Origin of the sequence: Yoonia sediminilitoris (assembly GCF_003058085.1) — a bacterium.
Taxonomy (GTDB): Bacteria; Pseudomonadota; Alphaproteobacteria; order Rhodobacterales; family Rhodobacteraceae; genus Yoonia; species Yoonia sediminilitoris.
Genome location: NZ_QBUD01000012.1, coordinates 32,427 through 45,142, shown reverse-complemented (window position 1 = coordinate 45,142; position 12,716 = coordinate 32,427). Strand labels below are relative to the sequence as shown.

The 12,716-nt window shown below is 57.3% G+C and carries 11 protein-coding genes; 5 read left to right on the top strand and 6 right to left on the bottom strand.

Annotation, left to right across the window (positions count from 1 at the left end; translation table 11 throughout):
• Window positions 1–2: 2 nt before the first annotated feature.
• On the bottom strand, window positions 3–947 hold the full coding sequence (locus tag C8N45_RS17765; RefSeq protein ID WP_108387677.1) for a LysR family transcriptional regulator: 945 nt from the start codon (window positions 945–947) through the stop codon (window positions 3–5).
• A 197-nt stretch (window positions 948–1,144) separates the two neighbouring features.
• Here C8N45_RS17765 and cuyA point away from each other — a divergent pair, with 197 nt between their 5' ends.
• From cuyA to C8N45_RS17740, 5 genes are all read left to right on the top strand, one after another.
• Window positions 1,145–2,158 (top strand): D-cysteate sulfo-lyase, encoded by a 1,014-nt coding sequence (gene cuyA, locus C8N45_RS17760; protein WP_511260237.1) that lies wholly within the window; start codon window positions 1,145–1,147, stop codon window positions 2,156–2,158.
• Between the two features lie 34 nt (window positions 2,159–2,192).
• The gene (locus C8N45_RS17755) at window positions 2,193–3,158 is read left to right on the top strand and encodes an ABC transporter substrate-binding protein (protein ID WP_108387607.1); all 966 of its coding nucleotides are present in this window, start codon (window positions 2,193–2,195) and stop codon (window positions 3,156–3,158) included.
• 95 nt (window positions 3,159–3,253) lie between these two features.
• Window positions 3,254–4,300 (top strand): quaternary amine ABC transporter ATP-binding protein, encoded by a 1,047-nt coding sequence (locus C8N45_RS17750; RefSeq protein ID WP_108387606.1) that lies wholly within the window; start codon window positions 3,254–3,256, stop codon window positions 4,298–4,300.
• A complete protein-coding gene (locus tag C8N45_RS17745) occupies window positions 4,297–5,838 on the top strand; it encodes an ABC transporter permease (RefSeq protein ID WP_108387605.1) in 1,542 nt (513 codons plus the stop codon). The genes C8N45_RS17750 and C8N45_RS17745 overlap by 4 nt, the downstream gene beginning before the upstream one ends.
• On the top strand, window positions 5,835–6,557 hold the full coding sequence (locus C8N45_RS17740) for an alpha/beta fold hydrolase (RefSeq protein ID WP_108387604.1): 723 nt from the start codon (window positions 5,835–5,837) through the stop codon (window positions 6,555–6,557). The genes C8N45_RS17745 and C8N45_RS17740 overlap by 4 nt, the downstream gene beginning before the upstream one ends.
• Window positions 6,558–6,563: 6 nt before the next feature.
• On the opposite strand, the gene gyrB is transcribed toward C8N45_RS17740, so the two are convergent.
• The 5 genes from gyrB to dnaN all read right to left on the bottom strand — a co-directional run bounded on the left by gyrB (window position 6,564) and on the right by dnaN (window position 12,598).
• Window positions 6,564–8,978 (bottom strand): DNA topoisomerase (ATP-hydrolyzing) subunit B, encoded by a 2,415-nt coding sequence (gyrB, locus tag C8N45_RS17735; protein WP_108387603.1) that lies wholly within the window; start codon window positions 8,976–8,978, stop codon window positions 6,564–6,566.
• Window positions 8,979–9,230: 252 nt separating this feature from the next.
• A complete protein-coding gene (locus C8N45_RS17725; RefSeq protein ID WP_108387601.1) occupies window positions 9,231–9,851 on the bottom strand; it encodes a LysE family translocator in 621 nt (206 codons plus the stop codon).
• Between the two features lie 23 nt (window positions 9,852–9,874).
• Window positions 9,875–10,315: a VOC family protein gene (locus C8N45_RS17720; protein WP_108387600.1), complete on the bottom strand. Its 441-nt coding sequence runs from the start codon at window positions 10,313–10,315 to the stop codon at window positions 9,875–9,877.
• Window positions 10,312–11,412, bottom strand: coding sequence for a DNA replication/repair protein RecF (recF, locus tag C8N45_RS17715; RefSeq protein ID WP_108387599.1), 1,101 nt, complete (start codon window positions 11,410–11,412; stop codon window positions 10,312–10,314). Before recF ends, C8N45_RS17720 begins: the two co-directional genes overlap by 4 nt.
• A gap of 67 nt (window positions 11,413–11,479) precedes the next feature.
• Window positions 11,480–12,598 (bottom strand): DNA polymerase III subunit beta, encoded by a 1,119-nt coding sequence (dnaN, locus tag C8N45_RS17710; protein ID WP_108387598.1) that lies wholly within the window; start codon window positions 12,596–12,598, stop codon window positions 11,480–11,482.
• Window positions 12,599–12,716: the final 118 nt, after the last annotated feature.

The following is a 12,716-nucleotide window of genomic DNA, read 5'->3' as shown; positions in this document are numbered from 1 at the left end:
TGCTACTGCGCGGTATTGAAGTGTCGCGATGTGGCGGTTCTGTGAGACTTGCCGTTTGTCGCACCCGATTTCCAGATATCGGCCAAGGCCACTGCCAAATCGTCCTTGATGTCGGCGTAGACCGCCACTTCCAACGCTTCCCTGCCCAGATTATTGCTGAGTGAAACAAGATCACCGCTTTCGATTTCGCGGTAGGCCATACTGTAAGGCAACCAGCCGATGCCGATGCCCTTTAGTACCAGCTCCTTGATCCCGCTGGAAAGGGCCGTTTCGCAGACGGTATTTGTAGTCTTTGCGGGCGTGCCAAAGCGCCGGTTGGCAGAACTGAGAACTTCACCGAAATAGCTGTTTTCGGGATAGACAATTGCAGGCACATCGTCAGGCGTTTCACCATTGTCCTTGACGGTATAGCGCAGTTGCCCACCAACAACGGGAATCAGGTAATCGATACCCCACAACGCACGCCGGATATTTGGCCCAAACGACAACGGGCCGGTTTTTTCCGATTCGTAGCAGAGCATCATACTGGTGTCGCCCCGCAGAAACATCGTGACGCAATCGGGCAGGTTCGCAGCCCGCAAGCGAAACCTGAGCCCCGGAAAATGTTGCTTGGCGCGCAGTGCCATATCGGGAAAGGTGGAAAAGACAGGCGCGTGCTGCGCGGCAATCGACACGGTTGAACTGATCGGATCGAAATGCGTGATCTTGCCGCGCAAATCACGGATACGGGCAACAAGCGCGCGTATTTCGGCCTCGTTCGAGATAAGGGCGCGGCTGATCTCGACCCGGTTCGTTCCACGCTCAAGCACATCCACGCCCAGCCAGTCCTCAAAACTGCGGATGCGCCTTGAAAAGGCGGGCTGGGTGATATGCCGCCGGGCGGCGGCACGGGTCAGATTGCGTTCTTCCAAAAGGAAAAGAACATCGTCCAGCCACTGTAAATCCATCTGCTGATCCTTGCCTGCACAAAGCAATAGTATGGGCAGCCGTACAAAAAAGCATTATTTTTCTGCGCCGCTAATGGCGATGCTTTGCATAACCTTGATGTAAAGGAAACCAGAGCGTGACCGACACTGATCTGATATCTGAACGCGACACTCACCACTCACCCGAAATGACTGCAAGCCTGTGCAAGGAATTGTCCATTGCGCTGGCCAAGTTCCCCAAGGTCCGTCTTGGCCATCTGCCGACCCCGCTAGAGCCGATGGACCGGCTGAGCGAGCATCTGGGCGGGCCCCGGCTTTGGGTCAAGCGCGACGATTGCACAGGGCTTTCGTCTGGCGGCAACAAGACCCGCAAGCTGGAATTCCTGATGGCGGATGCGCAGCAAAAAGGCGCGGATACGATCATCACGCAGGGGGCCACGCAGTCAAACCACGCGCGGCAGACGGCTGCGGCTGCGGCAAAGCTGGATATGGATTGCCACATTCTGCTGGAAGATCGGACCGGTTCGACTGATCCCAACTATACCCTGAACGGCAACGTGTTGCTTGACAGGCTGCATGGGGCGTCAGTGTCAAAGCGCGGTGGCGGGGCGGACATGAATGCGGAAATGGAAACCCTTGCAGACCAACTGCGACAGGATGGATGCAAACCCTATATTATCCCCGGCGGCGGATCGAACCCCATCGGCGCGCTGGGCTATGTCAACTGCGCGCGCGAACTGTCGGAACAGGCTGCCAGCACCGGGCTGAAGATTGATGCGCTGGTCCATGCAACCGGCAGTGCCGGTACCCAAGCCGGACTTGTCACCGGACTGGCAGCGATCCAAAGCGACATTCATTTGCTGGGTATTGGCGTGCGTGCGCCGCAGGAAAAACAGGAACAGATGGTCTTTGATCTGGCCCAACGGACGGCGGAACATCTGGGAACAGGCCTGACGATCGCACGCAGCGATGTGCGCGCCAACTGCAACTATGTCGGGCCCGGCTATGGCCTGCCCACCGACGGGATGATCGCGGCAGTCAAACTGCTTGCCCGGACCGAGGGGCTTTTGTTTGACCCCGTCTATTCCGGCAAGGGGCTGGACGGCCTGATTGACCAAATCCGCAAGGGCTACTTCGACGGCATGGAAAATGTCGTCTTTCTGCACACCGGAGGAAGCGCCGCCCTGTTCGGCTATTCCGGAACCTTTGGCCTGCACGGCTATTCCGAATGAAAACAAATAAACCGACAACAAGGAGACCAAACTAATGCCACGCAAGAATACACTACTGGCGGCAACTTTTCTAACGGCCATCAGCGCCCCCGCCTTCGCCGAAGAGGTCAAGATCGGTGTGCCAACCTGGACAGGTGCGCAGGCAATCGCGCATGTTCTGGGCGCTGTCGTCGAGATGCGCATCGGCGGCACGGTTGAGTATGTTCCCGGCAACAACGCCACCATTTTCCAGGCGATGGACCAAGGCGAGGGCGACATTGATGTGCACCCTGACGTCTGGCTGCCCAATCAGGAAAGCTTTACCAACCAATATGTCGATGAAGCTGGAACCGTAACGCTGTCAGAGAATGCCTATGCGGGTAATCAGGGTTTTTGCGTCTCTAAGGACTTTGCCGCAGCCAACAACATCACTGACATCGCTGATCTGGGCCGCCCCGATGTCGCCGCCCTGATGGACAGCGACGGCAATGGCAAAGGCGAGATGTGGATCGGCGCACCGGGCTGGGCCTCGGCCAACGTAAACGAAGTCAAAGTCCGCGACTACGGCCTGCTTGATTTCATCGAACCCATCCGCGCCGAAGAGGCGGTCAAGACCGCGCGGATCAAGGACTCCATCGCCAAAGGCGAGGGTTATGCTTTCTACTGCTACGAACCACATGCCGTTTGGTACATGTTTGACGTGGTCATGCTGACAGAGCCAACATTTGACCCTGAAAAGTACATCATGGTGCAGCCGTCCGATGACCCCGATTGGTACGACAAATCCATGGTGGCAACCAAGGATGACCTGAAAGAAGTGCAAATCGCATGGTCCAATTCGCTGCCCGAAAGATCCCCCGCAATCGCGGAGTTCTTTGAGCGTTTCTCATTGACTGCCGACGATGTCAGTAGCTTTGCCTATGAGATCAGCGGCCAGGGCCGCGACCCTGCCGAGGTTGCGCGCGAATGGGTCGAAGCCAACCCGGACCGCGTTGATGCGTGGCTGGGCCTTGGCGGCTGATCACGCCCAATGAAACCTGCTGGCCCCGAAAGCAAGCCGGGGCCAGCCTTTTGCCGTCCTCGGCACGCCCCCAAAGCCAGGGAATATTATCTGCCATGAGCGACACCCCCCTCATCGAAATATCCAATGTCTGGAAAATCTTTGGCGCGCGCCCCGAAGCCGCGCTTCGGGCCATCCGGGAAGAAGGTTTGGACAAGGCGCAGGTCCTTGCGCAGCATAACGCCGTTGTCGGCGTCGCCGATGTCAGCCTGTCAGTGAACCGTGGTGAAATCTTTTGCATCATGGGCTTGTCCGGCAGCGGAAAATCGACACTGGTCCGGCATTTCAACCGACTTTTGGAACCAACGGCAGGGCAGATCCTTGTTGAAGGGACCGACGTGATGGGGCTGGGCCCCGCAGAGCTGCAACATTTCCGCAACCGCAAGATCGGCATGGTCTTTCAGAACTTTGCATTGATGCCGCATCGGTCGGTTCTGGATAATGTCGCCTTGCCTTTGGAAATACGCAAAGTCAGCAAGAATGACCGGATGCGGCAAGCCGCCGCCATTTTGGATATCGTCGATCTGGGCTCATGGGGCGCCAAGTTTGCTCACGAATTGTCTGGCGGTATGCAGCAGCGCGTCGGGCTGGCCCGTGCGCTTGCCGCAAACCCTGATGTCCTGCTGATGGATGAACCATTCAGCGCGCTTGATCCGCTGATCCGCAGGCAGCTTCAGGATGAATTCATCCGGCTGTCCAAAATACTCAAAAAGACGACGATCTTTATCACCCACGACCTCGATGAGGCCGTGCGCATCGGTGATCGCATCGCAATCATGCGGGATGGGCGGCTGGTGCAGACCGGGACAGCCGAAGACATCGTGATGAACCCTGCTGATGATTATGTCGCTGATTTCGTTGCCGGTATTTCGCGGCTGAAGGTGGTGCATGCACACGCGATCATGCAACCGCTCGACGCGCACATCGGCCAGATCAGTGCGGATGCGCCGCGCGTAGGTGCGCAGGAAACGCTGAGCACGCTTATCAATCTCGCAATTGACAACGACAGCGCCATTCTTGTGGCCGAAAATGACCGCGATGTCGGTGTCATCACCCGTACCGATATTCTGCGTACAGTTGTTGAAGGGACAGAAATGTCATGAAGGACGCCACGCAAAACCCGCTGGAAGCAACCGATACAGACGCCGCCCGCGCCTATGCCGCAGAGCGTCGCGACAATATTCGCCAGTTTGTGCGCACGAACCCTGATTACTACATCGCGCAATTCGACAAGATTGGCGCAAGTGCGATGTTCACCGCGACCTTCAACCTTATGGCAGGCCTGTTTGGCCCGGTCTGGTTTGGTGCGCGTGGGCTATGGTCATGGGCCCTGCCATTTCTGATTATTGAAACGCTTGCGCTTGTGCAGATCGCGCGTGGCCTGTTTGGCGACCTTGCCGCAGATGCCTTTGCACGGATTGAATCCATCGAAGGCACGCTGGAACTGCGCCGCCAACAGCTTGCCGCAGCCATCGAAAACGGATCAGACAAGATCGACGTATACCAGCGCACGGTCACGTCTCTCGAAGATGCGATAGGCGGTATCCGCGCGGAAGCCATCGCCCTCTCAGAACAGGGAACCACAATCGCGCTGACCGGTGTTGTGATCCTGCTGGTCGCCAAGGCAGCACAGGCCACCGTCGCTAACTGGGCGCTTGAAGCGCGCTTTTCAGAGTGGCTTTCAGACCCGTCGGTGCGGTCAGGTCTGCCTGTGTCACAAATCATATTCAGCGCGGTCTTTATGGCCATCATCGCTGTCGCCGCCATGCTGCATTACAGCTTGCCCGACCGCTTTGCGCTGCTTAGCGCATTCCCGACGAATCCCGACTACCGCTTGGACAGTATCGCAGGGGTCGAGGCATTCTTTGCCTATGCCGTCGCCAATGGCGAGGCGCTGTTCGATTTCATCACTTACGGCATCCGACTGATCCTTGACGCGCTGGAACTGGTTTTTGTCAGCACCCCATGGATCGTTGTGGCCAGCCTGATCGTGCTGCTGACATGGTTGACGGCAGGAGTGCGGACCGCCGTCTGGTCTGCGGCATTCCTGTCCTACATGGGGCTGTTGGGGTTCTGGGATAAGGCCATGACGACGCTGGCACTGTTGGGAACCGCAGCCTGCCTGTCGATCCTGATCGGGATTCCGCTGGGGATGTTTTGCGCACGCAGGCCCCGTTTTTATGCCGTTATCCAACCGATTATGGACTTCATGCAAACCATGCCGGCCTTTGTTTTCATGATCCCTGTCATTGCGTTTTTCGGTACAGGCAAACCGGCGGCCGTTGTGACCACGATGATTTTTGGCGGCACGCCCGTGGTCCGCCTGACCGTGTTGGGGTTGCGCGGTGTGCCCGACAGCGTCCGCGAGGCGGCAATCGCATTTGGCGCAACCAAATGGTATTTGCTGACCCGCGTTGACCTGCCTTTGGCCAGCCCATCCATCCGGGCGGGGATCAATCAGACGATCATGCTGTCGCTGGCGATGGTTGTGGTGGCGTCCCTGATCGGCGCCAAAGGGCTGGGCGAGGACGTGCTGGAAGCCCTGCAATATGCCAATGTCGGACAGGGGATTCTGGCCGGTTTTGCCATCCTGTTCTGCGCCATGATCCTTGACCGGATCGTGCAGGGCAAACGGAAGTGACGCCGCTGGTTCTGGTCCATGGTTTCATGGGGGGAAGCGCACAGTGGGACTTGCAACTTGCTGATTTGGGCGCGCACCGCGAGGTAATCGCAATTGATTTGCCCGGATTCGGCAAGAACAACCATATGCCCGCCAACGCTTCGATCGAAGGCTATGCTAAGTGGGTGATAGGCGAACTGCGGTCAAAAGGATTCGGAAAATATGACCTTTTGGGCCATTCAATGGGTGGCATGATTGTGCAGGAAATGGTCCGGCACGATCCGGACCAGATTAACAGGCTGGTGTTGTACAGCACAGGCCCTGTGGGGGTGCTGCCCGGCAGATTTGAAACCATCGCCCAAAGCAAGGCCCGCGCAAAACTGGACGGTGCCAAAGCAACAGCGCGGCGGATTGCGGCGACGTGGTTTCTAGATCGGGAACAGGGCGAAGATTACGCGGGCTGCGCAGCCATTGCAGAGCGTGCGACCACCGAAGCCATCGCCGCCGGTCTGGATGCTATGGAAGGCTGGTCAGGCACTGACCATCTTGGCGACATCAAACAGCAGTCACTGGTCATCTGGGGCGATAAGGACCGCACCTATCCCTGGTCACAGACAGAACTGCTTTGGCGGGGCATCCCTCACACAAACCTTGCCGTAGTGCCGGGATGCGCCCATGCGGTTCATCTTGAAAAACCTGCGATCTTTAACAGTCTGCTGATTGACTGGCTTGAAGGGTAGGCTGACTTAGAAATCCAGATTTTCCACACTCAATGCGTTGTTCTGGATGAATTCGCGACGTGGTTCGACCACATCGCCCATGAGCTTTGTAAACAGATCGTCGGCCTCGGCCACATCTTCGACCTTGACCTGCAACAGCGTCCGGGCGTCAGGGTCCAGCGTGGTTTCCCACAGCTGATCGGGGTTCATCTCCCCCAGACCTTTGTAGCGTTGCAATGACAGACCCTTTTCGCCCTCTTGCAGGATCGCTTCGAGCAAATCCAACGGGCCGTGGATCAACTGGCTGCGGTCCTTGCGGATCAGTGTCGCAGGCAGGTTGTAAACCTCTTGCAGGCTTTGGGTGAATGTCCCTGTGCGCCGCGCCTCGCCTGACCGCAGGATCGTGCCGTCAAGCGTGCGTACCTCTTCCACGCCACGCAGAATACGGGCCAGCCGGATGCCCTGGTCTTGGGTGATGCGACCTTGCCAGCCGCGTTCCCACTCCAGCGCGATCAGGTCAAGGCGCTGTGCCACCTTGTCGGCAATCCCTTGCAGGTCGCTATCCACGGCGCCGGGTACAAATGCGCCGGCAATGGCCGCCTGTTCCAGAATGTGGCGGGGGTAATGCGTCGGGAAAGCTTCCAGAACGCGCTTGAGCTGGCGGGCCTCGTCAACGACGCGGCGCAGGTCGGCGCCTGCGATTTCTTCGCCATTGCCCTGACGCAGCATTGCGCCATCAATGCCCTGTTCGATCAGATACTCGTCCATCGCGGCCTGATCCTTGAGGTACACCTCGGATTTGCCGCGCGACACTTTGTAGAGCGGGGGCTGTGCGATATAAAGATAACCGCCTTCGATCAGTTCCGGCATCTGCCGGAAGAAGAAGGTCAACAGCAGGGTGCGGATGTGCGCGCCATCAACGTCCGCATCAGTCATGATGATGACCTTGTGATAGCGCAGTTTGTCGATGTTAAACTCGTCGCGGCCAATGCCCGTGCCCAGCGCCATGACAAGCGTGCCAATTTCCTGACTGTTCAGCATCCGGTCAAACCGAGCGCGTTCGACGTTCAGGATTTTACCCTTGAGCGGCAGGATCGCCTGCGTGCTCCGGTCACGGCCGGTTTGCGCAGAACCACCGGCAGAGTCACCCTCGACCAGAAACACTTCGGTCTTGGACGGGTCTTTTTCAGAGCAGTCTTTCAGCTTGGAGGCGTTGAAGTTCACATCCATCGCCGACTTGCGGCGGATTTCGCGGGCCTTGCGGGCGGCCTCGCGGGCGGCGGCGGCTTCGACGATCTTGCTGATAATCATCTTGGCTTCATTCGGGTTCTCTTCGAACCATTCATTCAGCTTTTCACCCATCAGGTTTTCAACGGCCGGACGGACCTCTGAACTTACCAGCTTGTCCTTGGTCTGGCTGGAAAACTTCGGGTCAGGCACTTTGACGGATAGCACGCAAGTCAGCCCCTCACGGGCATCGTCGCCGGTCAGCGAAACTTTTTCTTTTTTCGAAATGCCCGTTTCGGCCGCATATTTCGCAATCGCGCGGGTCAGCGCGCCTCGGAAGCCCGCTAAATGGGTGCCGCCGTCACGTTGCGGAATATTGTTGGTAAATGGCAGCACCATTTCATTGTAGCTGTCATTCCACCACATCGCGACTTCGACGCCAATGTCATCGCGCTCTCCCGCCACATAGATCGGGTCATCCATCAGGGGGGACTTGGACCGGTCAAGGTATTTAACGAACTCCTTGACGCCGCCCTCATAGAACAGGTCGGCTTTCAGCGGCTCGACCGGACGCAGGTCTTGCAGAATGATCCGCACGCCGGAATTCAGGAAAGCCAGTTCGCGCAGACGCTTTTCCAACGTGTGGAAGTCATAATCGCGGTTGCTGAATGTATCGGTTGAGGCAAGGAAGGTTACTTCCGTCCCCTTACGGCCACCCGCATCACCAACAACGCGCAGATGTTCGGTCGTGAACCCGCCTTCAAACCGGGCGTAATGTTCCTTGCCATCACGCCAGATACGCAATTCAAGATAGTCGGACAATGCATTGACAACCGATACCCCAACGCCGTGCAGACCGCCGGACACCTTATAAGAGTTGCTGTCGAATTTACCGCCAGCGTGCAGTTGGGTCATGATGACCTCGGCTGCTGACACGCCTTCTTCTTCGTGGATGCCAACCGGAATTCCCCGGCCGTTATCACCCACAGTGACCGACCCGTCCGCGTTGATATTGACGTAAACATGGTCAGCGTGACCTGCCAGCGCCTCATCGATGCCGTTGTCCACGACCTCGTAGACCATATGGTGCAGACCAGAGCCGTCATCCGTGTCCCCGATATACATACCGGGGCGCTTTCTGACAGCCTCCAGGCCCTTGAGAACCTTGATAGAATCTGCGCCGTAGTCTTCGTTGTTTTGGTCGATATCGGCCATTGAGGGTGTCCTGTGTTCCTATGCCCAAAATATATGCGTTTGGGCGGGGATTGTCACGCGAATGACACAAGATTTTGTGGTTTTGGCGCATGTTGTCTTGCGACCGCTTTCGCAGCCCGTGCGCCAAAGTCATCAACGGTATTTGTCCATGACGTCACCTTGTCATTCCGGGCATGGCGCGCACCTGAAAAACAGGTGAATCGCGTCGGTTTGATCCCGACAAAACCGACAATCTGACCGCATGGATCGCCATCACGTAAAAGGAATGACGGCGCCGACCAGCACCAGCAACCCGCCCGCAATCAAATTGGTCCGCTTGATGGCGGCGGGTGATGTCAACATGCCGCGCATCCGCCCGATAAAGGCCGCCATAACCAGATTGCCCATCAGCGGCACCAGAAACGACAAAAAGCAAATGGCTGCTATATCCGCCCAGTTCAACCGGGTCAGGTCAAAGAACCCCGGCAGCATGCCCATGTAGAACAAGATTGCCTTGGGGTTCCCCAGAATGACGGCCAACCCAGCCACAAAACCAGCCCACATTCCCGGTCGTGTCAGTCGGCTATCTGCGGCGATGGTTTTATCTGCATGGCGGATAATCAGCGTGCCCATGACAAGAAAGGTTCCACTCGCCACCCATTTCAGCAGCGTCATGAACCCCGCGTAGACGGACACAATCCATGTGACCCCGAGGATTGCCAGAAAAGGCCAGATCACATCGCCAACCACAACACCCAGTGCAACCGGCCACGCCGCATGAAAACCGCCCGATAGGGCGCGCGCCGTCAGCGCCACCCAGACCGGACCGGGGGTCATGAACAGGACAGCCAGCGCCCCGGCATAAAGCAACAGTTCGTAAGCAGTGATCGTCATGACAATGCGGACACCCTACGTTCTCAACCCGCGTCAGCGAGCGGCAAAGTCAGACTGCCGTCATCATTTAATGGCCAAAAAGGATTGTGCGCGACCTCCCAGACATGTCCGTCAGGGACCGCATAATAGCCAGAATAACCGCCCCAGAATACTTTCTCCGGTGCTTTGTGCGCGGTCGCCCCGGCGGCAAGTGCTTTGGCAAAGGCCGCATCAACCTCTGCGGCGGTCCCGAAATTCTGTGCCAACGTCATCGCCCCCGTACCCAGCGCGGCACCGGGCCGCCCTTGATCCTTGGCCAATGCGCCTAACCCGAACAATCCAAGTGCCATCCCGTTGATCTGATAGAAAGCGACTTGCCCGGGGACTTCACGGGTCACTTGCCAGCCCATCGCACCATAGAACGCGTTGGCGCGATCCAGATCAGCAACGCCAAGGGTAATCAGGGTCACGCGCTGCGGGGTCATATCTTTTCCTTTTTTGTGATCCGGGAAAGGCCAGCATTGTCAATGACTTCTGCATACTGCGCCCGCGCGCCGAGTTCAGCAAAAAGTTCAGGGCCCGTCCCCGTCATGAAGGCCTGTGCGCCAAGACTGCAAATCTCATCATAAAGGGCAGCTCGGCGCTGCGCGTCAAGATGGGCGGCCACCTCGTCAAGCAGCAGGATTGGCGGTGCGCCAAAGTCCGCAATGAGCGCGCGCGCGTTTGCAAGGATCAGACTGATCAACAGCGCCTTTTGTTCGCCGGTCGAACAGTCTTTGGCAGCAACAGCTTTGTCGGCGTAGATTGCAGACAGGTCCGCACGATGCGGTCCAATCAGGGTGCGTCCTGCGGCCATGTCGCGCTGCCGATTGTCCGCCAAAGCGGTTTGCAGATCGTCAGGAATTGGGTCAGGCGCGGTCAATTCAAGTGTGGCCTTTGGAAAGCTGCTGGTTGCGGCGGCCTGTGCGGCGGTCAGTTCAGCAATCGCGCGCTGTCGGTTGGCTTGGATCAACTGACCTGCTTCAGCCATCTGCGCCTCAAGCGCAGCGTACCAATGCGGATCGCGGACCATATCTTTGAGCAGGCGATTACGTTCGCGCATCGCCTTTTCATAGGACAGGACGGCTTCTGCATGCTTGGGTTCAAAGCTCAATGTTGTCCGGTCAAGAAACCTGCGGCGGCCCTCTGCCGCTTCGATCCAGAGCCGATCCATCGACGGCACCAGCCACAAAATACGGGCGATCCGACCCAATGCGATTTGCGGCGCCGATTTCTCGTCAATCCGGAGCTGGCGCGGGCTGCCAGCCTCAGCCCATGTTTCAACCTCGTGCGTTTGCTGCAATGATCGCAATACGCCGGTAATTTTCCATCCCAGTGCTTCTGGCCTGCGCGTCAGATCATCTATGCCTGCCCGGCGCAAACCGCGGCCGGGCGACAGTAACGATACAGCCTCCATGAGATTGGTCTTGCCTGAACCATTGGGGCCAAAGATTGCCAATGGCCGGGCATCCAGATCAAGGGAGGCCTGCTTATGAGACCGAAAATGGGATAGCCCCAATTTTAGAACCGCAAGCTGCGTCATATGACCGACCAAGAATTTTCGAGAAAATTCTTACCCCAAAATTCTTCTAGAAGAATTTTCCGCGCGATCACACGCGCATCGGCATGACAACATATATCGCGCTTGTATCATTGCCTTCACGCATCAGGGTTGGATCACCGGACGAATTGAACAAGAACACAGCGTTTTCCCGGTCCACTTGACTTGCGATCTCGAGCAGGTACTTCGCGTTGAATCCAATCTCGAGACGTTCATCACCATAAGCGACTGCAAGTTCTTCTTCGGCGGCACCACTGTCAGGGGCGTTCACGGACAAGATCAGACGATCTTCGTCCAGGGACAACTTCACTGCACGTGACCTCTCGGATGATACCGTCGCCACCCGGTCCACGGCCTTTGCGAATTCGCTAGCATCCAGTTCCAGCTTGCGGGTGTTGCCTTGCGGAATCACGCGGGTGTAATCGGGGAAAGTGCCGTCGATCACTTTGGATGTGAGTACAATATCCGGCGTCGCAAAACGAATTTTCGTCTCTGAAACAGACACGGCGATCTTCATTTCATCATCATCGAGAAGTTTGCGCAGCTCCCCCACTGTTTTGCGTGGCACGATAACGCCAGCCATGTCTGCCGCACCTTCGGGTAGTTCAGCATCAATACGGGCCAAACGGTGGCCGTCAGTGGCCACGCACCGCAGCACCTTGCCACCATCACTCTCAGCGACATGCATATAGACGCCATTCAGGTAATAGCGTGTCTCTTCCGTTGAAATGGCAAACTTCGACTTGTCGAACAAACGCCGCAATACCGGCGCCGGGGCCGAGAAATTCGCCGCATATTCCGACGATGCCATCACCGGAAAATCTTCCTTTGGCAATGTCGCCAGCGAAAAGTTGGAACGGCCTGCTTCAATTGTCAGGCGTCCGGATGCGCCATCTTCGCTGAGCGTTACCAATGCACCGTCAGGCAGCTTGCGCACAATTTCATTCAGCGTCACAGCCGACACTGTTGTGGCCCCTGCGCGCTCGACCTTTGCTGGCGCCTTGTCGACAACTTCGATGTCAAGGTCGGTAGCACGGAAATGTACGTCGTCGCCCTCTGCCTCGATCAGCACGTTTGCAAGGATCGGAATCGTGTTGCGCCGTTCGACAACCGACTGGGCTTGCGCAACGGCCTTGAGAAGAACCGCGCGTTCAATGCTGAATTTCATTCCCCATGCTCCCACATATCTTGGTGGCTGATGCCGCCGGGACGCAAAATGTACTGCATTTTACCGAAGGCTCAAGCGTTTAGTTGAACTCTTGACGATACGCGGGGCAGCGTCAAGA